The organism is Acinetobacter sp. CAU_H_78 (genome assembly GCF_058599365.1).
On sequence record NZ_CM178652.1, the window covers coordinates 3,004,014 to 3,023,959 of the forward strand.

The window sequence follows — 19,946 nt, forward strand, 5'->3', positions numbered from 1 at the left end:
CTTGGACTTACATTTGACCTGGAATATTGTTACTTGCGACTTTCTCGGTTTGTGCTGCACGGAAATCTGCGACATTTTTTGCGATCTCTGGACGGGTTAAACCTAAAATCTGTGCTGCCATAATGGCTGCATTGGTTGCACCGGCAGGACCAATGGCCAATGTTCCTACGGCAATACCCGCTGGCATTTGTACAATAGAAAGCAATGAATCGACCCCATTTAAGATCGAAGATTTGACGGGTACGCCCAGTACTGGCAGATCGGTTTTGGCTGCACACATACCTGGTAAATGCGCTGCACCACCTGCACCGGCAATAATCACCTGAATACCACGATCACGCGCTTGTTCAGCATATTCAAACAGACGGTCCGGGGTACGGTGTGCGGAAACGACTTCGGCTTCAAATGGGACACCAAGCTGCTTGAGCATATTGGCAGTGTGTTCGAGAGTTGCCCAATCTGATTGAGAACCCATGATAATACCTACGAGAGGAGTATCTTGTGCAGCAGCCGCATTCATTGCAAATTTTCCAGAGATTAAAGTAAGAAAGATAAATCTCGACGAGAGAGCCAAGCTTGAATAGGAATGCATATTATAGACTGATTTTTCAGCTTCATAAAATTTAACGGTCAAAGCAAGGCTCGATTTTTCTTATTTTTTTAGCAGATTCTTAAAAACTGGAATAAAAATAGGGAAGTAGTGGCTAGTAGATGATTTCAAGAACTGCGGAATACAAAATAGACACAACCACAGAGACATAGCGCCGCCCATAAATAATCCAGTTTAAACGGCTGTTTGAACAGGAAGATCATAAAGGGAACAAAGACCAGTAGAGTGACGACTTCCTGAGTAATCTTCATTTGACCCACCGCCAGTCCCTGTTGGGCTAATAATTTGGTTGCTGGAATCATCAGGCTATATTCAAACAAGGCAATGGCCCAGCTAAATAAAATCGCCTGCCACAGCGGTGCATCATGCGGCAGGAATTTGAGATGTCCGTACCAGGCCAAGGTCATAAAACAGTTGGCAATCACCAGAAGAAATAGAGCCGGTAGCATCTGCATGCACTCTGCAAAAAGTTCGGGCTTATTTTACGATTTATTTTGCCAAAAGATATTCCGGAAGCTTGAAAATTTCCCTGAATTTGTCTGTGAAACAGGATTTAAAAAATCCCGCAGGAATGCTTGAACTTTGACTATCTTTTCGGTCAAAGCCTTGCTATCGTTGCTTGCAAATCGAATAAATCATGGCAACAGCACCAGTACAAAGTGATGTGTCAGGCAAAATGGAGTGAAGTAGATGCATCTGCATATTTTGGGTATTTGTGGCACCTTTATGGGTTCACTGGCATTACTGGCACGTGATCTTGGCCATAAGGTGACAGGATCGGATCAAAACGTGTATCCCCCGATGTCGACCCAGCTGGAAAATGCAGGCATTACTTTAATGCAGGGCTATGACCATAGCCATTTACAGCCGCATCCGGATCTGGTGATTGTCGGCAATGCCATGAAACGTGGTATTGATGCCGTGGAATATATGCTGAATGAAGGCCTGCCTTATATTTCAGGCCCGCAGTTCCTGGCAGATCATGTGCTACAAGGTAAACACGTTTTAGGTGTGGCTGGTACGCATGGTAAAACCACCACCACCACCATGCTGGCATGGGTACTGGATCAGGCCGGTTTAGAACCTGGCTTCCTGATTGGCGGTGTACCGCTTGGCTTTTCTGAAAGTGCGCGTTTAGGTGGCGGTAAATACTTCTGTGTTGAAGCCGATGAATACGATTCTGCTTTCTTCGATAAGCGTTCCAAGTTTGTGCATTACCATCCAAAAACGGCGATCCTGAATAACCTGGAATTTGACCACGCCGACATTTTTGATGATCTGGCAGCGATTCAGAAACAGTTCCATCATCTGGTACGTACCATTCCAAGTGAAGGTCGCATCATTGCACCGATTACTGAAACCAATATTGATGAAGTGCTGGAACAGGGCTGCTGGACGCCTGTGGTTCGTACTTCACTGGATGCCAATGAAAAAGCTGAACTTTATGCAGAGCAATTATCTGCGGATGGTTCACACTTCAAAGTACTACAGCATGGTATCGTGAAAGGCGAAGTGAAATGGAATATGACGGGTCAGCACTCAGTCGCCAATGCTTTGGCAACGATTGCTGCAGCTGAACATGTCGGTGTCACTATCGAAACTGCATGTGAAGCCCTGTCCAACTTTGGTGGTGTCAAACGCCGTATGGAGCTATTAGATACCGTACGTGGTATCGAAGTCTATGATGACTTTGCCCATCACCCAACTGCAATTGATACCACGCTTGACGGTGCACGCAAACGTCTTGGTGAACGCAAATTGTGGGCCATCATTGAACCGCGTTCCAACACCATGCGTATGGGCAGCCACAAAGATGGTTTAGCCTATTCAGCACGTCTGGCGGATGAAGTGATCTGGTATCAGCCTGAAGGTCTGGACTGGGATTTACAACCGGTGATTGAAGCTGCACCAAATAAAGCGGTTGTAGCACGCAATCTGGATGAAATCATTCAAACGGTAGTTACTGAAGCAGGCGAGGGTGATGCCGTGGTAATCATGTCCAATGGCGGTTTTGGTGGTCTGCATCAGAAACTGATTACGGCGTTAAAAGCCTAACCCCAAAATAATTCCGGTCTTTACCTAATAAGACTTCCCAAGGACCGCAGACATATGTCTGCGGTCCTTTTTTCATGTTTAAAAAAATACTTACTTTTTTTAAGGAATTAACTATTTTGCCAATGAACTGTTGTTGAAGCCTTGCTAGATTAAAGCTTTGCATGTTTCTCAACCGACAGTCGTCCTCGCTAAAACGACTGCCAATCCTCCACAATAATCATGAAGAAGGATAGTTGCCATGTCGAATACAATGAAAGCAATGGTTTACTATGGCGCCAATGACATCCGTTTTGAAGAACGTCCCATTCCACAAATCCTGCAACCTGACGATGCCATTATCAAACTGACGAAAGTCACCATCTGCGGGACGGATCTCGGCATCTGGAAAGGTAAAAACCCGGAAATTGAAGAGGTGGCCAAAGAAAAAACCGGCAGCTTTAATGGCCGGATTCTGGGTCATGAAGGCATTGGTATTATTGAAGAAGTCGGTTCAGCAGTCAAAAACTTCAAAAAAGGCGATCGAGTTATTATTTCCTGCGTCAGCCGCTGTGGAACCTGTGAAAACTGCCAGAAACAGCTCTATGCCCACTGTCGTAATGATGGCGGCTGGATCATGGGCTACATGATTGATGGTACTCATGCCGAATATGTGCGTACCCCATTTGCCGATACCTCACTGTATCATTTGCCTGAAGAGTTAAATGAAGATGTCGCGGTCTTCCTATCTGACATTCTGCCCACCTCCCATGAAATTGGCGTGCAATATGGTGATGTTAAACCGGGAGACAATGTTGCGATTGTCGGTGCTGGCCCGATTGGCATGAGTGCCTTGCTCACTGCCCAGTTCTATTCTCCGGCCAATATCATCATGGTGGATGTCGATGATAACCGCCTGGAATTTGCCAAAACTGTGGGTGCAACCCATACCGTCAACTCAGCCAAAGAAGATGCGATTCAGCGTGTACTGGAGCTGACTGATGGACGAGGCGTAGACTGTGCCATTGAAGCAGTCGGTCTGGAAGCGACCTGGAATATCTGCCAGCATATTGTCAAAGAAGGCGGGCATCTGGCCAATGTCGGCGTACATGGCAAGTCCGTGAATTTTGAACTGAATAAACTCTGGATCAAGAACCTGACGATTACCACCGGACTGGTGAATGCCAATACTACCGGCATGCTGCTGAAAACCTGCTGTTCTGGCAAATTGCCCTTGGAAAAACTGGCAACCCATCACTTTAAATTTGCTGAATTTGAAAAGGCTTATGATGTGTTTAAACATGCTTCTGATGAAAAGGCTTTAAAAGTCATGATTGAAATGAACTAAATCTTCATTGTAAAAAAAGTCCGCACAGCGGACTTTTTTTATTTCTTAGATTAGCTTTGATTAAAAGTACGGCACATAACCACGCTGTTTATAACCCTGTGGAGAAACCAGCTGCTGATAGTTTTCGTCAACCCGTTGCAGCACTTCCAAAAGTCCTCGAAGCTCATCCTGATTCAACTCATGTGGCAAAAAGTGACTGTGACCAAGATGAGAAAAGTAGGAAGCAATCTCGCTATGCTTATGTACATACTTCATAGACCATTCCGAGAAATGTGGACGTTCTACCGTTGCATCCTGAAAGCGAAGCACCTGATGATGGCGTGAATCACGGCAAATGCTCTGAAACAGATTTTCTACCACCTCTGCTTCACCTTCCAGACATTGAAAAAACTTACCATGGGAATAATATAAAACCCCGTTAATCTGATGAGCTTTATTAAATTTTCTCGCTACAGATAATATATCGCTAAGATCCTGCAATAACTCTTGTTCAGATTCTATCCGCTCACTGGCGTAGCAAAGCTGTAGCATCAGGTCATCTCACTGAAGAAAGAATTAAAAGCATAATTTAATCAATTATTTTAATTTAAGTCGATCATTTTTTAAGCAAATATCCGTTTTTGCTTACATTGTTTTAGGTTTGCTTTTCCAAAGAAAACTTCTAACAATTACCTCCTGAGAGGAAATCAATGATTTCAGATATATAGCGATAATGATGAAGGAGTGAAACCTGATGTTAAAAGATCTGATTTTCACTGTAGCGTTGTTGTGTATATGTTTTATGCTTTTGATTATGCTGAATGAGATGGCCTTGATGACCGAGACCAACATTTTGCTCAGTTCAGTTTTTGTAGGCTGGACGCTTTTACAGTTTGTTCGCCGTCGTATGTTTTTTTATATCAGTGTAAGCCTGATGATAGGAATACTTACGCTGTTAGGCAAATATGAAGAAGTGTTATGGAACAGTATAGGCCTGATGGCAGGTTATGACGTATATAACCTGCTGCAGCGTATTTCTGTACCTGCACTTAAAGGCAAATTACAACATATCTCTATCTTGGATAAGTTTAATTCAATTGCTAAATAGCAGCTGCCACATCCTGTAGGCTGCGATCACGTTTAAACATGACATCTACATAGGAACACTGGGGAATAATTTTTAAGCTATTCTTGCGGGCAAAGTCGACCAGTACATCCAGCATTTTGCGTGCTACGCCTTGACCGCGTAAGGAATTATCTACCCAGGTATGATCAGCCACGATGGTCGATGCTTCTTGCCACTGATATGTAATTTCAGCAAGACGTCGACCATCTTCCTCCATAAAAAATACACCGCCGCGTTTTGAATCTTGATGTTGAATGTCCATACTGAAGGCTGATCTCTTGATAAAATTATTGGTTTATTTAATTTAAAACATCTTCCTCAAGAAATAATATGAATTATTGTTAAGTTTTTAATATTGGATGAAATTTTTTATTCTCTTTCATCATTTCCTGTGAATTTTTTCAAATATTGATAACTTTTTATTTCTCTATTTTGCTTGATCACGGATGATCCAGTTTGAGTCATTACATGTCATCCCAAAAATTTAATTTTAGCTACTCCCTAATTCAGAAAGACAGGATTAGAATGCAGCATCTTTTTGCATGCAAATTCGTATGTCTGACTCATCTTCCGCTTCTTCCGTCACCAAGCAATGGATTGGTGTCATCGCTTTAGCCTGCGCGGCTTTTATTTTTAACACTACCGAATTTATTCCTGTGGCCTTACTAAGTGGAATCGGGCAAAGCTTTGCCATGTCCGCCACTCAGGCTGGCATCATGCTGACCATTTATGCCTGGATCGTGGCTCTACTATCTCTTCCAATCATGCTGCTCACCAAAGCTATAGAACGGCGTTTTCTACTGATGCTGGTCTTTGCAGTTTTTATTTTGAGTCATGTGCTGTCCTATTTTGCCTGGAGTTTTAGCACGCTGGTGATCAGCCGGGTGGGAATTGCCATAGCGCATGCCTTGTTCTGGTCGATTACCGCTTCACTTGCGGTTCGGGTCGCACCGAAAGGTAAAGAGTTTCAGGCACTCGGTTTATTGGCCACAGGAACGGCGATGGCGATGGTGCTCGGTATTCCATTTGGCCGGATGATTGGCGAGGCGTATGGCTGGCGTAACAGTTTTGCCCTGATTGCATGTCTCGCATTGATCATTTGCCTGATTCTGGCCAAAACCTTGCCATTGCTTCCAAGTGTTAATTCAGGCTCCCTCAGCAGTTTAAAAAGCCTGATCAAACGTCCAAGCCTGATGTTGGTCTTTGTCCTCACCATTCTGGTGATTACAGCGCAATTTACCGCTTATAGTTATATTGAACCGTTTTCCCTGAATATTGCCCGGTTTGATTCAGCCCAGACCACAACTTTACTTCTGGTTTATGGTGGAGCAGGATTCCTGGGTTCTTATCTGTTTGGCCGCTTTGCCGCACAGTTTCCGAAAATGATTATTCCTGCTTTTACTTTTGGACTGGTTATTTCCATGCTGCTGTTATTGCCCTTGTCGAGCACAGTCACAGGCCTCTCTGGCTTATCTCTTCTGTGGGGTTTGAGCATCATTGGTTTCAGTTTGGCTCTACAATCCAAAACCCTGAACCTGGCTGCAGATGCCACAGATGTTGCCATGGCCATTTATTCCGGCCTGTATAACGTCGGTATTGGTGGAGGAGCTTTGCTTGGCAGTATAGTCACGCTTCAGATTGGACTATCGAGCATTGGCTGGGCCGGAGCAGGGCTGGCAATCCTTGGATTTCTGCTCAGTCTCTATCTGGTTCAGCGCCTAGATTTTTTACCCAAAACTGCTGATTAAACGCTACTTTTTGTAAAATAATTTGTGATTATGCACAAAATCTGTCATGCTCATTTGATATTGAGCAATTGCTCAAACAGAATTGAGTTTGAACAAGGGGAGTAGCCTCCTCCAAACGTTTAAGAATGGAATTTCAGTTTTTGAACGTGTCAGAATATCGTCATTACACTTTGCAAAAAGTCGGTATCTGAGCATCTTGAAATGCGACTGGATCTCATCCAGTAGAGCACAAAGATGTAGGCAAGACCTTGATCATGTTGTTATAGATGTATTTCATCTGACAGCAGGTCAAGGTTTTTTTATGGCCGATTGTCAGATGTGGAGAATTCCCATGGAAACAATTGGTACACCCTGGCTGTATCTGGCTTTTTTCACTATCGTTGCAGTGATGCTGGTTATCGATTTTATCGGCTTTAAGCATCAGCACGGACAGCCCACCAAAGTTCGTACTGCCGCCTACTGGAGTGTTGCCTGGGTCAGTGTAGCGACCCTGTTTGGTGGTGCATTGTGGCTGTATCTAGAACAGACTTCAGGTGCTGCTCTGGCAAACCAGAAGGTGATGGAATACTTTGCCGGTTATCTGCTGGAAAAATCCCTGGCAATTGATAATGTCTTTGTCTGGCTGATGATCTTTGCTGCCTTCGCCATTCCTCCTGCACTGCAACGCCAGCTGCTGCTCTATGGTGTTTTGGGTGCCATTATTCTGCGGACCATCTTTATTTTTATTGGTGCATGGTTCGTACAGGAATTCTCATGGATTCTGTATATCTTCGGTGCCTTCTTGGTTTATACCGGTTTTAAATTCCTGCGCGGTCAGGGAGAAGAGCATACCAATATTGAAGATATGGCGGTTCTGAAATGGCTACGTAAACATATCCGGATTACGCCGCAAATGCGTGGCAATAAATTTTTTGTGCATCAGAACGGTGTCCTGTGGGCAACGCCATTATTTCTGGTGCTGATTCTGGTCGAAGCTTCTGATGTGATCTTTGCGGTAGATTCAATTCCGGCTATTTTTGCTGTCACCACCGATCCCTTTATTGTTTTAACGGCGAACCTGATGGCGATCCTGGGTCTGCGTGCCATGTTCTTCCTGCTCGCTGGTGCTGCATCGAAAATGTATTATCTGCCTTATGGCCTCGGGATTATTCTAGTCTTTATCGGCTTCAAGATGCTGATGCTGGAAGTATTCCATATGCCGATCTGGATTTCCCTGAGCTTTATTGTCATTGTGCTGACGATTACCGCATGGTTATCGATCCGTCATAGCAAAAAATACAATGAAACAGCGCTATAAATAATTTCCTCCTTATTCCTAATAAGTCCGCAAAATGCGGGCTTTTTTATTCTAGGCTAATAATCTTTTTACTACTTTAATTAGCATCATTTTCTTTATTTAAATCTAATTTAAATATCTCGTGATAATTGCTCTGATCTTGGCCGCTATTTTACATGATTAAAATCAGGGGATTTTAGTTGTGTATTTCCCCTACAAGGTAGAACTTTTCAGCTACAATCAATTGAAAAAATTACAAAGTGCAGGTTTCCAATGTCTTCTCACATTGCGACGACAGCCATCCGCGGTCGTTTCCTCGATATCCAGAATACAGTTGCCCAAGCACGTGAAATTCACGACCAAGTGCGTTATATAGAAGATGGTTTACTCATCATAAAAAATGGAATAATCCAGTGGTTTGGTTCCTGGCAGGAAGGTCAGCAGCAGCTTCCTGAAGGTCTTGATGTTACTCATTATCCTGAACAGCTCATCATTCCGGGCATGATCGATACTCATATCCATTTCCCGCAAACCGAAATGGTCGGTGCTTATGGTGAACAGCTACTGGAATGGTTAAATACCTATACCTTCCCGACTGAAATCCAGTTTCAGGATCCGGCATATAGCCAGAAAATTGCACAGTTTTTTATTCAGGAACTGCTGAAGAATGGCACAACCACAGCTTTGGTATTCTGTACCGTTCATCCGGCTTCGGTAGAAGCACTGTTCGAAACGGCTACGGCACAGAATATGCGACTGATTGCCGGTAAAGTGCTGATGGACCGCCATGCACCTGAAGCCCTGACTGATACCGCAGAATCCGCCTATAGCGACTCTAAAGCCCTGATTGAGAAATGGCATGGTAAAGGACGTAATCTTTATGCGATTACCCCACGTTTTGCTCCAACCTCAACACCTGAACAGCTAGAAAAAGCAGGGCAGTTAAAAGCCGAATATCCAGATGTCTATGTCCATACTCATCTCAGCGAAAACAAAAACGAGATTGCCTGGGTGAAAGAGCTCTTTCCGGAACGTGAAGGCTATCTGGATGTCTACCATCATTATGGGCTGACCGGCGCTAAATCCGTATTTGCACATTGTGTGCATCTGGAAGAAGGAGAGTGGGATTGCATGCATCAAACCGACTCTGCGATTGCCTTCTGCCCAACCTCAAACCTGTTCCTGGGTAGTGGTTTATTTCCGCTAAAGAAAGCCTGGGATAAAGGCGTAAAAGTCGGCTTGGGTACCGATATCGGGGCAGGAACCTCCTTTAACCAGCTGCAAACCCTGAATGAGGCTTATAAAGTGCAACAGCTGCAAGGAGAAAAACTTTCGGCTTTTGAGTCGCTATATCATGCGACCCTAGGTGGTGCGAAAGCCTTAAGTCTGGATGACCGCTTGGGGAATTTCAATGTGGGCAAAGAAGCAGACTTTGTGGTGCTGGATCTCAATGCCACCGCTTTACAACAACTGCGCCAGAGCAGGGCTAAAAATATTGAAGATACCTTTTTTGCACTGACCATGCTGGGAGATGACCGTAATATTGCAGCAACTTATGTCTATGGACAGGCTGTCTATGTCAAAGCCCAATAAATCGCGCCAGCGTCGGATCATTTTGGCTGCAATCGTCGCCGTCTGTGCCTTTGCGCTGAAGAAAGATTCACAGCAGCCCAAAAATTGATTACATTTACAGCAAGTAAAACAGGTGCATCTCAAGCAAGGATGTATTAAAATTGCTGCAATTCAGGTGTTGCAGGTCAACACCTTTTTTATTTTGCTATTTTTATTTTTTAGGTATCTACCCATGACCGTTCAAATGAGCGTAATGATTTCCGCTGAAGAAATTCAAGCTAAAGTCAAAGAGCTTGGTGCTAAAATCGATGCACACTATGCCAATAGTGACAAAGAGCTTGTACTTATCGGTTTATTACGCGGTTCAGTGATTTTCATGGCAGACTTGTGTCGTGCCATTACCAAGCCACATGAACTCGACTTCATGACTGTATCCAGCTACGGCGGTGGTACGATTTCGAGCCGTGATGTCAAAATCCTGAAAGATCTGGACGGTGAAATCCGTGGTAAAGATGTGCTAGTGGTTGAGGATATTATCGACTCAGGTAATACCTTAAGCAAAGTCCTGGAAATCCTGCAAACCCGTCAGCCAAACTCAATTGAACTATGCACTCTGGTGAGTAAACCTTCACGTCGTGAAATCGAGCTGGAAGTAAAATTCCTGGGCTTTGAAGTCGAAGACAAGTTCATTGTTGGTTATGGCCTGGACTATGATCAAAAATACCGTCATATTCCATTTATTGGTGAAATCGGTCTTTAAGAACCGGTTTAAAAGAAGTGGCTTCGTGCCACTTCTTTTTATTTCTTGAATCATTTCAGTAACACAGAGAACAAAAACACTACAGCCCGTTGCAGGACATGACTTTTTTCAGTGCTTTTCTTGCCGCAAGATAAACCTGATGTAAAAACAAAGACATGATAACAAGGAGTATGCTGATGTGGTCAATTATCGTTGCGATTGTGGTGGGTTTTATTGCGGGTCTGGTTGCACGCGCGATTCATCCTGGTGATGACAAAGCTGGATTCATTGTTACGACCCTGCTGGGGATTGCCGGTTCACTGGTTGCGACCTTTGCCGGACGTATGCTGGGCTTGTATTCTCAAGATTCTGCCGCAGGTTTTATTGCCTCAGTGATCGGTGCCGTAGTCATCCTGTTTATCTATAATATGGTGACTAAACGTAAACGGATCTAAGCTCTGCTTGGAATAAGTTACTTTCATAAAAAAGAGCGCCTAGATAGGTGCTCTTTTTTTTATTTGCTGATCATGGTCAGAATTTTACAGGCCGAATTCTTTGAAGCCTTGTTCAATCTGTTCTGCTGGCTGAGCGCCCATGACCTTAAAACCATTCGAGAAAATAATTGCTGGTGTGCCATTTACACCGAGTGATTGTGCCAGCTGTTTATTACGTTCAATCGGGTTGGCACAGCTCTTTTTCGATTTAGGCTGTATACCTTGACCAATTAGGTCTTCCCAAGCTTGGGCCGGATTTTTTTCACAATAAACTTGTTTAGATGGCACAATTGACTGCTGTTTTAAAGGCAGGATGAAGGTATAAATGGTGACATCTTTAAGTTTTTTCAGCTCTACTTCAAGCTGTTTACAATACGGGCAATTTGGGTCAGAAAAGATGGCAAGCTGACGTTTTCCTGTCCCTCTGACTGATTTAATCGCATCCTGAAGCGGTAACTTTTTCCAGTCGACACTGTTTTGTTTGAGTAATAAATCCTGAGTCAGATTATGCTGATCCTGGATACGGAACATTGAACCGGCTAGGAGATGCTGGGCATCTTCATTCAGATAGACAATCTGTCCCTGCATGGTACCGCTATAGATTCCTTTCATTTCGGTAGGCTGAATATTTTCAATTTTCAGGTTGGGACTGTTTTTTGCCAGATTGGCTTTAACCGTATCTACATTGGCAAAGCTGAGGCCAGGGAATAGGGTCAAAGCCAGCAGCATATTTCTTATTTGCATGAATGTCCTGCTCAGGTCCAAGTTAAATATGTTTCGATTCTAGTCTTTTTAAAAAGAAAATTCTGACTATTTTATGTAGCGTGATTTTCAAATCGAATTGATCAATCAACCATGTTTCACGTGGAACATTAACCCTTTAATACGGATTCACTTCCACCGAGATATGTACGATTTCTTCATGAATAGAGATCGCCTCACGGATCTGATCAGCACTCATGGGGATTCCTGTTTGAACGGCAACAAAACAGGAAAATTTACCTTTACCGACCCTCGATACATGCAGGTCAGTTAAATGCAGATCATTCCCATATTCAGCAATGACTTCACGTATTTCTTCGACCACTGGGGCATCCAGTAAAGTCTTGGCACTTTGCTTTAGCAGGCCAATCGCCCAGCGTGCAATCAGGATTGAGCCGACCAGTCCCAGTACTGCATCGAGAAAATCCCAGCCCATATATTTTCCAGCAATCAAAGCAATAATCGCCAGAACAGAAGTTACAGCATCAGCAACCACATGCAGAAAGGCCGCTTTATGGTTCAAGTCATGATGACCATGATTATTATCATGCTCGTGATGGGAATGCCCATGATGATGATCATGGTGATGGTGCCCATCATCATGCAGCAACCAGGCACAGGCCAGGTTAATCAATAGTCCTAGAATCGCGATTGGAATGGCTTCGTTATAATGAATCTGAACTGGCGAAAATAGGCGTTCTACCGAATGAATTGCCATAAACCCGGCTACGACGAGTAATAAAATCGCACTGCTATAACTGGCCAGAATTTCAATCCGCCAGGTGCCCATATTAAAGCGGGGATCATCCGCATAATGGCGGGCCGCTTTATAGGCAAAGTAAGCCAGTCCCAAGGCCAACACATGCGAGCCCATATGCCAGCCATCAGCAAGTAAAGCCATTGACTGGAAGATCCATCCCCCTAATACTTCCAGCACCATCATGACGGCGGTCAGAATCGTGGCAAACAGAATCTTTTTCTGCGCGAGTGGATTACCTTCATCAAATTGATGGCTGTGCGAATCGGCGGTATGTTTTTGCATAAAAGGAAACTGTTATTAATACTCCCCCCTAGTATATTTATTTTTGGAGATTTGTGGTGAGTCATGTACATGATGATAAAAAAATATTAAACCGGGTACGGCGCTTGCAAGGTCAGATGAACGCCGTAGAGCAGTCTCTCCAGAATCCTGAGACAGGCTGTATTCAGGTCTTGCAACAGGTTGCAGCCATTAAAGGTGCCATAAACGGTTTAATGAATGAATTGATCGAGACTCATTTAAAAGAGCATGTCATTGGAGAAGCTGCGGTCAATGAAGAAGAACTGGCTGAGTTTTTAAAATTATTAAAGCGTTATGGCTAATTGTTTAGTTCAACATTTTTGTTTTCTTTACAGCAAGATAATTGACCGCTTTTTCATCTAACCGATACACTGCCACCCATTCTCTTCTTTCTTCCACATCATTCTTTTTAAAGTGTGGTGAAACTTTTACGGCAGCTACATGACAGAAAATATCTCATGGCGACCTTTCGCCATGGTCAGTCTTGCATTGATTATGGGTACTATCGGCACAGCACTGGCAAGTCCGCTTTACCCCATTTATCAACAGATCTGGCATTTATCCCCAAGCCAGATTACCTATATTTTTGTCGCCTATATGTTTGGCTGTCTGGGTACCTTGTTATTCCTGGGACGTACCAGCAACACGATTGGTTTCTTAAGAACCCTGCAAATTGGCCTGGTATTTATTAGCATCGGCTTGGTCATTTCAGTCTTTGCCGAGAATGCGCTGATTTTGTCGGTGGGCCGTTTTATTATTGGTATTGCTTCAGGCCTGATGACCACTTCAGCAATGTTGGGCATGATGCAAACCATTCCAGAGTCTCATAAGCAGCTTGCACCACAACTGGTGTCGATTCTGACGGCCATAGGCTTTGGTTTGGGGCCGTTTGTGGGTGGAGTGATTGCGCAGTTTTCTCAAGCTCCATTAATTACTCCATACCTTCCAATTATTCTTGGGGCAGTGCTGTGTTTTGTCGGATTATTCTGGCTAAAAACCCCTGCTTTTGAACGCCAACCTTTTAGTATTGCACCGAAATTACTGCGTCCTGAACCTCAGTATCATGCTGTGTTCATGATTGTGGGATTGACTGCATTTAATGCCTTTGCTGCTTTCAGTTTATTTGCTTCACTGTCACCGTCTTTTGTGCAGGATATCTTGCCCTGGCATGGTCCTTTGGTCAGCGGTACTGCCATTACCTGCATTTTGCTGATCTCTGCTGTGGTGCAGTTCTTCGCTAAAGCTGTTCCTGCAAAGAAATGTCTGAATATTGGCTTGATGGTTATGCTGGTGAGCTTGGTTAGTCTTGCTCTCTGTATGATCCTTAAAGCAAGTATCTTGTTCTTTGCCAGTGATATCTTATTCGGTATTGGACATGGTTTTGCCTTAATGGGCGCATTCGGTGTGATTCATGCGATCACAACCTTGCAAAACCGTGCAGCCGTAATGTCGACTTACCTGTTTATTGGCTATTTGGGCACGATTGTGCCGATTATTGCAGTAGGTTATCTGGCTGATCACTTCGGCTTAGGATTTAGCGTGATCAGCTTCTGTGTGGCGATCAGTACACTCTGTCTAATCCTTTGGTTATGGCATCAAAAACTGCAGGTAAAAGCCTAATAAAAAAGCCCTCATTTGAGGGCTTTTTTATTAAACTATCTTCTAAAACAACTCTAGTTGATAAAAGTTTTCTATTTCTCGCATTTGCTTTCTAAGCAATGGTTTAAGTTGTTGCCCATAAAGTTTCAAATGCCGCCCTGACATACTGGCAATTTCACTCGCATAGGCATAATCCCTACATAACTGCTCATACATCAACTTCAAAGATTTTGAATCAAACATTGGGTTTTGAATCACATGCATTTGCATAAATTTTTCCTAAAATTTACTTTCAACAAAAGCAACGCGAATGAAGTATTCCAAAATTCAAGACAAAACTCCTCTAAAGCTCAATAAGGATACGAGTAGAAAATTGTATTTACTGACGTTATAGAAAAGTCTATATTGATTTCTTAATAAAAAGCTTTGGTTTTCATTCTAGTCGCTCTAGTTGTTTTCCATTGTTTAGGGATGTTTGCAGACATCCCACCTTAAAATGCCCAGCCCCACGCTGGGCATTTTATTTTTTAAAATAAAAGAGTTTATGTTTCAGGGTCTCGATCTAAAGTACCAAAAAGATTGACCTTATTAACACCATGCATCAGACGTACACTTCCTATTTATTTCTATGAATTACTTTAAAAGAGTTATATACAAATGGCTACCTGTTTACTGAACAAGTGCATTAATTGTTGTCGCGAAATATCATCAAAAGTTCATAAAAATATTTTATCAGCCAGTTACTTATAAATCTTCAAATGATAATCTAAGGCTAAAATATAAATCCACAAGATATAAAAAAAGCATCCGAAGATGCTTTTTTAAATACGTTTAGTCTTATTTACCAATACAGAATGATCCAAAGATCTTACCCAGCAAATCATCCGCACTAAAGTCACCGGTAATCTCACCCAGTGCATTCTGTGCCAAACGTAAAGACTCTGCGACCAGTTCACCTGCATTATAAACAACAAGTTGCTCACGAGCTTCAGCCAAATACATTTGAGTGCGCTTCATTGCGTCTAAATGACGGGTACGGGCAATAAAGGTATCTTCTTCTGGCTGGAAGCCTGCATGCGCTGTAATCGCATCTATGAGCGATTGAACGCCAGTTTCCTGCTTGGCTGAGACAGTAATATGACGGAAGCCGTTAAAATCTCCCATGACAGCATCGGCACCGGTCAAATCCGCTTTGTTCCCGATCAGGACCAGACGTTTCGGCTCGAGATGTTCGGCAAAATATTCTTGAGCGAGTTGTAATGGGTCATCACCTTGGCTCAGGTCATAAACCAGCAACAGCAGATCGGCCTGTTCAATTTCTTTAATCGCGCGGCGAATGCCTTCTTTTTCCACGATATCGCCGGTTTCACGCAGACCAGCAGTATCAGTCAGGGTAATCGGCAGGCCATTCAATGTGATCTTTTCATGCAATACATCACGGGTTGTTCCGGCAATATCGGTCACAATCGCACGTTCATTACCTGCTAGGGCATTGAGCAGGGACGATTTACCTGCATTCGGTTTTCCAGCAATCACCACCTGTAAGCCTTCACGCAGCAACTGACCCTGACGTGCAGATTGCTGAACCTGAGTAACGGCATTCGCCACGCCATCTAGTAGGTTTAAAATCTTGCCATCAGCCAGAAAGTCAATTTCTTCTTCCGGGAAATCGATCGCCGCTTCGACATGCAGGCGCAGGTGAATCAGCTGTTCTAATACCGTATTCACCTTGGTTGAGAATGCCCCTTGCAGCGAACGTACGGCAGACCGGGCAGCAGCTTGGGAGGTCGCATCAATCAGATCGGCAATGGCTTCAGCCTGCACCAGATCCAGCTTGCCATTTTCAAAGGCACGCATCGAGAATTCACCGGCTTTGGCTGCAGTGGCACCCAGTTCCAGCAAACGGCCTAGCAGCGCATTCTGAATCACCGGGCCACCATGACCTTGTAGTTCCACTACATCTTCACCAGTAAAGGAATTCGGATTCGGGAAGCAGATCACCAGACCTTCGTCCATCACTTCGCCGGCTGCATCATAGAACTGGCGAAACCCAGCAAAACGGGCTTTGGGCAAATCTTTTTGGCTCAAAGCCTGGGCAATTTCATAAGACTTGGGACCCGACAGGCGAATGACACCTACACCGCCACGTCCTGGGGGAGTTGCAATCGCAGCAATCGTAGTTCGGTCGAGCATAACATTCACCTAGAAAAAACTTAAAAATACAGCAAAAAAAATCCGCTCAAGATTACCATCTTAAGCGGATTTATTCAGCCCATCAGTACAACTTAGTTGACTGGTGTTGCCTCATCGCGTTTAGCACGGTCTTTGGCAACAGACTTGTTGATCAGTGTTTGCTGCAAGATCGTGATCAAGTTGTTCACAATCCAGTACAACACCAGACCTGCCGGGAAGAACAGCAAGAATACTGTAAAGATCACTGGCATAATCTTGAACACTTTCGCCTGCATTGGATCAGTTGGCTGCGGATTCAGCATCTGCTGAATATACATGGTCGCACCCATGATCAATGGCAGGATGAACCAAGGATCCATTGAAGATAAATCTTGGATCCAGAACATCCATGGTGCATGGCGCAGTTCTACAGATTCCATCAGTACCCAGTACAGTGCTAGGAAGATTGGCATTTGCAGTAACAATGGTAAACAGCCAGCAAGTGGATTCACCTGCTCACGTTTGTACAGTGCCATCATTTCCTGAGAGAAGCGCATACGGTCTTCACCGAACTCTTCTTTCATGCGTTGCATTTCAGGTGCAATCACACGCATTTTCGCCATAGAGCGGTAGCTCTTCGACGACAATGGCCATAGGATCAGTTTCACCAGTACGGTTAATAGGATGATTGCCCAGCCCCAGTTACCCACTAGACCATGGAAGAACTCAAGACCAACAAACAGCAGTTTGGCAATTGGCCATAACCAGCCATAGTCTACAGTCTGGTTCAGACCAGTCGCTAGGTCTTTCAGCTCCGATTGAACTTTTGGACCAGAGTAGAAGGTCGCATCGATTTCAGCTACGGTGCCTGCAGGCACATTGAAAGTTGGAGAAGTAAAACCAATGATATTCATGTTATCAGCTGATTTACGTGATTCCAGCTTTGCGCTGTAAGCTTCACCATTGGCTTGAGTCAGCTTCAGGTTACCTGGCACCCAGGCACTCACAAAGTAGTGCTGAACCATTGCAACCCAGCCACCTTTGGCTTCAGTATTCAGTTTTTCTTCAACAAAGTTGTCAAATTTTAACTTGTTGTAGTTTTCATCCGGTGTACCCCAAGCGCCGCCCAGGAACGTTCCCAGGGTGAAGATCCCCTGATCAGATTTACCTGGGTCTTCAGAGTTGTCACGTTTGATCTGACCGAACATCTGACCTTGCCAGGTCTGGCCGCTGCGGTTGACCACTTTGTGATTCACAACTACCGGATATTCACCTTCAGTAAAGTTGAAGGTTTTAATGACTTCTACACCATCAGCCGTTTTAAAGACCATAGGTACAGAAAGTACTTTGACAGTTTCGCCATCTTTATTTTTAGCGGCTTTGGCATCTGCCAGTGTATAAACCGTTTTTTCCAGCTCATAGGTTGGACGGCCATTACGGCTGCTGTCCGGTCCATTCAGACCGATCAGGCCCGACTGAGCGACATAAGTCCGTTTCGCATCGCTTTCCAGCATAACGAACGGTTCATCGCTGTCTTTATTCTTGTCATGATTGAGTAATTCAACACGAACAATATCACCACCTTTAGGATTGATCCAAAGATGATAAAGGTCAGTTTGTACTGAAATAAGCTGCTGACTTACAGGTGCGGTGGCATCCGTTGCTTGCTGCGCTGGCATATTTGCTTGTGGCAGATCAGAGGCGGTCGTCGCCGTCTGAGCATTTGGCAAATCTGCAGATACTTCATGTGAAACAACCGCAGCTTCTTGCTGTGGTTTGGTTTCAGCATTGCCATAATCTTTTTGCCACGCCAAAATGAGCAAATATGCGACAACAAACATGGCTCCGAGAATTGCAATCCTGGCCCATTGTTGCATATGTATTACCCCAAGTGGTTAGAGTGATTTTGGTTCAATAAACGATCACGAAAGGGTACAGCAACGTGAAGCGTTTGAGAATCTATTTGCTGAAATGAAATAAAACGAATCGCTTTCGGGGGAACCGGATCATATCCAGAGCCACCCCACGGATGACAACGGCAAATACGCTTAGTAGCCAGCCACACACCACGTACAGCTCCATGTGTATGGACTGCTTCCAAGGAATATTGAGAACATGTTGGAATATAACGACAGCGTGGTCCCAATAAAGGACTAATCGCAATCTGATAGAAACGTATTAACCAATGCAGTAAACGTACCATTGGCCATCTCTACTTTTGTGGGGAGGATGATGCTATTTTGGAATGCTTTTTGGCAAGACGGTTGAGTTTCTGCCAGGCAAATTGTAATTGCTGATGCAACTCTGCGTTCGGTACCGCTTCTATACCTACTTTAGGCATAACCACAATATCCAAATCATCTAGTTGCTGTTGATGCAGGCGAAAACTTTCGCGAGCAAGTCGTTTTACTCGATTTCGTTCGTGCGCACGGCGCACTTTTTTCTTGGCAACAACTAAACCCAAACGGCTGTTTGGCAGTTCGGAATGTTTTGCAAGAAAAAGGAAATGGGGTTGATGCACTTTAAAAAGCGCACCATCAAAGACTCCTTTATAATCTGCAGCACAGCGTAAACGAAGCTCTGTACCAAAACTATAAAGTGTAGTCATAACACCCAAAATCGGCAAAGCCTAACTGATTAAACAGTTAAGCTGTGACGACCTTTTGCACGACGGCGAGCTAGAACTTGACGACCAGCTTTAGTAGCCATACGAGCACGGAAACCATGAACGCGTTTACGCTTTAATTCAGATGGTTGGAATGTACGTTTCATATTGAAACTCCAAAAATGATCTTTCTATAAAGGTCCGCGATTTTAGTGCTCATTGCTTGAGCTGTCAATGCAAAAGCCATTTTCTTTTCAAATAAGACTGAAATTAAAATTGTAAATAGGGATTAAAAAAATTGTATTCAAATACCTATATATAAGTTAACCACAATATAACTATTTGTTTTAAAATTAAATATAAGTTATTAACACTTATATCAACATAGTTATCCACAACTTATGTGAAATCTAAATTTAACTCCTGAGTTTTGAATTTAAATTTAAACTTTTCTCAGTTATCCACAAAAGAACCGAATCTTATAAATAAATTCAAATTTATAAATTTAAATTTATTACTATTAGGGTGGACTTTTTCTGTGGAAAAGCTAATTTTTCATTAAATAAACAAAAACTTAGTTTGTGGATAAAACTGTTTTTATTAATTTTATACTTTGTGGATAACTTTGTGCTATATTTTATCCACAGCTTGCGGATAAACTTATCCACACCAGCTTTTTAAATTTAAATTTATCCACCATGACTGCTTTTTGCGCAAAATCTGTGGAAATTGCCATGACAGATGTGGATAACTTGGTTAGAATGGCGACCCGCTTTGGTCGCGGTCAGCCTTTTTGATTAACAATGGAATGAATAGGGGATTCAC

At 43.5% G+C, this 19,946-nt stretch carries 22 protein-coding genes; 10 read left to right on the forward strand and 12 right to left on the reverse strand.

Going from position 1 to position 19,946, the window contains the following annotated elements; genetic code table 11:
* Positions 1 to 7: 7 nt before the first annotated feature.
* Both purE and AC4MCD_RS14240 read right to left on the reverse strand, forming a co-directional pair.
* The gene (purE, locus tag AC4MCD_RS14235) at positions 8 to 520 is read right to left on the reverse strand and encodes a 5-(carboxyamino)imidazole ribonucleotide mutase (RefSeq protein ID WP_180004433.1); all 513 of its coding nucleotides are present in this window, start codon (positions 518 to 520) and stop codon (positions 8 to 10) included.
* A gap of 197 nt (positions 521 to 717) precedes the next feature.
* Entirely contained in the window at positions 718 to 1,059 is a 342-nt protein-coding gene (locus AC4MCD_RS14240; RefSeq protein WP_004780323.1) for a DMT family protein, read from the reverse strand.
* Positions 1,060 to 1,300: 241 nt separating this feature from the next.
* On the opposite strand from AC4MCD_RS14240, the gene mpl reads away from it, so the two are divergent.
* A complete protein-coding gene (mpl, locus tag AC4MCD_RS14245; protein ID WP_491876313.1) occupies positions 1,301 to 2,665 on the forward strand; it encodes a UDP-N-acetylmuramate:L-alanyl-gamma-D-glutamyl-meso-diaminopimelate ligase in 1,365 nt (454 codons plus the stop codon).
* Positions 2,666 to 2,903: 238 nt separating this feature from the next.
* A complete protein-coding gene (locus AC4MCD_RS14250) occupies positions 2,904 to 3,989 on the forward strand; it encodes a zinc-dependent alcohol dehydrogenase family protein (protein ID WP_491876314.1) in 1,086 nt (361 codons plus the stop codon).
* Between the two features lie 60 nt (positions 3,990 to 4,049).
* On the opposite strand, the gene AC4MCD_RS14255 is transcribed toward AC4MCD_RS14250, so the two are convergent.
* Positions 4,050 to 4,520 (reverse strand): BLUF domain-containing protein, encoded by a 471-nt coding sequence (locus AC4MCD_RS14255; RefSeq protein WP_491876315.1) that lies wholly within the window; start codon positions 4,518 to 4,520, stop codon positions 4,050 to 4,052.
* A gap of 202 nt (positions 4,521 to 4,722) precedes the next feature.
* Here AC4MCD_RS14255 and AC4MCD_RS14260 point away from each other — a divergent pair, with 202 nt between their 5' ends.
* Positions 4,723 to 5,076: a hypothetical protein gene (locus AC4MCD_RS14260; RefSeq protein WP_491876316.1), complete on the forward strand. Its 354-nt coding sequence runs from the start codon at positions 4,723 to 4,725 to the stop codon at positions 5,074 to 5,076.
* On the opposite strand, the gene AC4MCD_RS14265 is transcribed toward AC4MCD_RS14260, so the two are convergent.
* The gene (locus AC4MCD_RS14265) at positions 5,069 to 5,356 is read right to left on the reverse strand and encodes a GNAT family N-acetyltransferase (RefSeq protein ID WP_004780333.1); all 288 of its coding nucleotides are present in this window, start codon (positions 5,354 to 5,356) and stop codon (positions 5,069 to 5,071) included. The two genes, AC4MCD_RS14260 and AC4MCD_RS14265, sit on opposite strands and share 8 nt — an antisense overlap.
* A 292-nt stretch (positions 5,357 to 5,648) precedes the next feature.
* Between AC4MCD_RS14265 and AC4MCD_RS14270 the strand changes: the two genes are divergently transcribed.
* The 5 genes from AC4MCD_RS14270 (at position 5,649) to AC4MCD_RS14290 (ending at position 10,884) form a co-directional block, all read left to right on the forward strand.
* The gene (locus AC4MCD_RS14270) at positions 5,649 to 6,842 is read left to right on the forward strand and encodes a sugar transporter (RefSeq protein ID WP_491876870.1); all 1,194 of its coding nucleotides are present in this window, start codon (positions 5,649 to 5,651) and stop codon (positions 6,840 to 6,842) included.
* Between the two features lie 331 nt (positions 6,843 to 7,173).
* Positions 7,174 to 8,139 (forward strand): TerC family protein, encoded by a 966-nt coding sequence (locus tag AC4MCD_RS14275; RefSeq protein WP_419365836.1) that lies wholly within the window; start codon positions 7,174 to 7,176, stop codon positions 8,137 to 8,139.
* A gap of 252 nt (positions 8,140 to 8,391) precedes the next feature.
* Positions 8,392 to 9,711 (forward strand): guanine deaminase, encoded by a 1,320-nt coding sequence (guaD, locus tag AC4MCD_RS14280; protein WP_491876317.1) that lies wholly within the window; start codon positions 8,392 to 8,394, stop codon positions 9,709 to 9,711.
* A 211-nt stretch (positions 9,712 to 9,922) separates the two neighbouring features.
* Complete coding sequence (gene hpt / locus AC4MCD_RS14285) at positions 9,923 to 10,450, forward strand: hypoxanthine phosphoribosyltransferase (protein ID WP_004780337.1); 528 nt, start codon at positions 9,923 to 9,925, stop codon at positions 10,448 to 10,450.
* A 176-nt stretch (positions 10,451 to 10,626) separates the two neighbouring features.
* On the forward strand, positions 10,627 to 10,884 hold the full coding sequence (locus AC4MCD_RS14290; RefSeq protein ID WP_034171345.1) for a GlsB/YeaQ/YmgE family stress response membrane protein: 258 nt from the start codon (positions 10,627 to 10,629) through the stop codon (positions 10,882 to 10,884).
* 84 nt (positions 10,885 to 10,968) lie between these two features.
* Here the strand turns inward: AC4MCD_RS14290 and AC4MCD_RS14295 are convergent, their stop codons facing one another.
* Together AC4MCD_RS14295 and dmeF are read right to left on the reverse strand one after the other, a co-directional pair.
* A complete protein-coding gene (locus tag AC4MCD_RS14295; protein ID WP_491876318.1) occupies positions 10,969 to 11,667 on the reverse strand; it encodes a DsbC family protein in 699 nt (232 codons plus the stop codon).
* A gap of 136 nt (positions 11,668 to 11,803) precedes the next feature.
* Positions 11,804 to 12,727, reverse strand: coding sequence for a CDF family Co(II)/Ni(II) efflux transporter DmeF (gene dmeF / locus AC4MCD_RS14300; protein ID WP_491876319.1), 924 nt, complete (start codon positions 12,725 to 12,727; stop codon positions 11,804 to 11,806).
* A 56-nt stretch (positions 12,728 to 12,783) separates the two neighbouring features.
* Here dmeF and AC4MCD_RS14305 point away from each other — a divergent pair, with 56 nt between their 5' ends.
* Both AC4MCD_RS14305 and AC4MCD_RS14310 read left to right on the forward strand, forming a co-directional pair.
* The gene (locus tag AC4MCD_RS14305) at positions 12,784 to 13,047 is read left to right on the forward strand and encodes a metal/formaldehyde-sensitive transcriptional repressor (protein ID WP_491876320.1); all 264 of its coding nucleotides are present in this window, start codon (positions 12,784 to 12,786) and stop codon (positions 13,045 to 13,047) included.
* 139 nt (positions 13,048 to 13,186) lie between these two features.
* A complete protein-coding gene (locus AC4MCD_RS14310) occupies positions 13,187 to 14,365 on the forward strand; it encodes an MFS transporter (RefSeq protein ID WP_491876321.1) in 1,179 nt (392 codons plus the stop codon).
* A gap of 42 nt (positions 14,366 to 14,407) precedes the next feature.
* On the opposite strand, the gene AC4MCD_RS14315 is transcribed toward AC4MCD_RS14310, so the two are convergent.
* The 6 genes from AC4MCD_RS14315 to rpmH form a co-directional block, all read right to left on the reverse strand.
* On the reverse strand, positions 14,408 to 14,614 hold the full coding sequence (locus AC4MCD_RS14315) for a hypothetical protein (protein ID WP_104426796.1): 207 nt from the start codon (positions 14,612 to 14,614) through the stop codon (positions 14,408 to 14,410).
* A gap of 567 nt (positions 14,615 to 15,181) precedes the next feature.
* Positions 15,182 to 16,537, reverse strand: a complete 1,356-nt coding sequence (gene mnmE / locus AC4MCD_RS14320) for a tRNA uridine-5-carboxymethylaminomethyl(34) synthesis GTPase MnmE (protein ID WP_104426795.1) — start codon at positions 16,535 to 16,537, stop codon at positions 15,182 to 15,184.
* Positions 16,538 to 16,629: 92 nt separating this feature from the next.
* Positions 16,630 to 18,393, reverse strand: coding sequence for a membrane protein insertase YidC (gene yidC, locus AC4MCD_RS14325; RefSeq protein WP_491876322.1), 1,764 nt, complete (start codon positions 18,391 to 18,393; stop codon positions 16,630 to 16,632).
* Positions 18,394 to 18,398: 5 nt separating this feature from the next.
* Positions 18,399 to 18,719, reverse strand: coding sequence for a membrane protein insertion efficiency factor YidD (gene yidD / locus AC4MCD_RS14330; protein WP_005233127.1), 321 nt, complete (start codon positions 18,717 to 18,719; stop codon positions 18,399 to 18,401).
* A gap of 9 nt (positions 18,720 to 18,728) precedes the next feature.
* Positions 18,729 to 19,124 (reverse strand): ribonuclease P protein component, encoded by a 396-nt coding sequence (rnpA, locus tag AC4MCD_RS14335; protein ID WP_034706193.1) that lies wholly within the window; start codon positions 19,122 to 19,124, stop codon positions 18,729 to 18,731.
* 29 nt (positions 19,125 to 19,153) lie between these two features.
* Positions 19,154 to 19,288, reverse strand: coding sequence for a 50S ribosomal protein L34 (gene rpmH / locus AC4MCD_RS14340; RefSeq protein WP_000831329.1), 135 nt, complete (start codon positions 19,286 to 19,288; stop codon positions 19,154 to 19,156).
* Positions 19,289 to 19,946: the final 658 nt, after the last annotated feature.

Bases quoted from the DNA above. Each gene is read 5' to 3' on its own strand.
- purE (WP_180004433.1), bottom strand. From the start codon at position 520: ATGAATGCGGCTGCTGCACAAGATACTCCTCTCGTAGGTATTATCATG.
- AC4MCD_RS14240 (WP_004780323.1), bottom strand. From the start codon at position 1,059: ATGCTACCGGCTCTATTTCTTCTGGTGATTGCCAACTGTTTTATGACC.
- mpl (WP_491876313.1), top strand. From the start codon at position 1,301: ATGCATCTGCATATTTTGGGTATTTGTGGCACCTTTATGGGTTCACTG.
- AC4MCD_RS14250 (WP_491876314.1), top strand. From the start codon at position 2,904: ATGTCGAATACAATGAAAGCAATGGTTTACTATGGCGCCAATGACATC.
- AC4MCD_RS14255 (WP_491876315.1), bottom strand. From the start codon at position 4,520: ATGCTACAGCTTTGCTACGCCAGTGAGCGGATAGAATCTGAACAAGAG.
- AC4MCD_RS14260 (WP_491876316.1), top strand. From the start codon at position 4,723: ATGTTAAAAGATCTGATTTTCACTGTAGCGTTGTTGTGTATATGTTTT.
- AC4MCD_RS14265 (WP_004780333.1), bottom strand. From the start codon at position 5,356: ATGGACATTCAACATCAAGATTCAAAACGCGGCGGTGTATTTTTTATG.
- AC4MCD_RS14270 (WP_491876870.1), top strand. From the start codon at position 5,649: ATGTCTGACTCATCTTCCGCTTCTTCCGTCACCAAGCAATGGATTGGT.
- AC4MCD_RS14275 (WP_419365836.1), top strand. From the start codon at position 7,174: ATGGAAACAATTGGTACACCCTGGCTGTATCTGGCTTTTTTCACTATC.
- guaD (WP_491876317.1), top strand. From the start codon at position 8,392: ATGTCTTCTCACATTGCGACGACAGCCATCCGCGGTCGTTTCCTCGAT.
- hpt (WP_004780337.1), top strand. From the start codon at position 9,923: ATGACCGTTCAAATGAGCGTAATGATTTCCGCTGAAGAAATTCAAGCT.
- AC4MCD_RS14290 (WP_034171345.1), top strand. From the start codon at position 10,627: ATGTGGTCAATTATCGTTGCGATTGTGGTGGGTTTTATTGCGGGTCTG.
- AC4MCD_RS14295 (WP_491876318.1), bottom strand. From the start codon at position 11,667: ATGCAAATAAGAAATATGCTGCTGGCTTTGACCCTATTCCCTGGCCTC.
- dmeF (WP_491876319.1), bottom strand. From the start codon at position 12,727: ATGCAAAAACATACCGCCGATTCGCACAGCCATCAATTTGATGAAGGT.
- AC4MCD_RS14310 (WP_491876321.1), top strand. From the start codon at position 13,187: ATGACAGAAAATATCTCATGGCGACCTTTCGCCATGGTCAGTCTTGCA.
- AC4MCD_RS14315 (WP_104426796.1), bottom strand. From the start codon at position 14,614: ATGCAAATGCATGTGATTCAAAACCCAATGTTTGATTCAAAATCTTTG.
- mnmE (WP_104426795.1), bottom strand. From the start codon at position 16,537: ATGCTCGACCGAACTACGATTGCTGCGATTGCAACTCCCCCAGGACGT.
- yidC (WP_491876322.1), bottom strand. From the start codon at position 18,393: ATGCAACAATGGGCCAGGATTGCAATTCTCGGAGCCATGTTTGTTGTC.
- yidD (WP_005233127.1), bottom strand. From the start codon at position 18,719: ATGGTACGTTTACTGCATTGGTTAATACGTTTCTATCAGATTGCGATT.
- rnpA (WP_034706193.1), bottom strand. From the start codon at position 19,124: ATGACTACACTTTATAGTTTTGGTACAGAGCTTCGTTTACGCTGTGCT.
- rpmH (WP_000831329.1), bottom strand. From the start codon at position 19,288: ATGAAACGTACATTCCAACCATCTGAATTAAAGCGTAAACGCGTTCAT.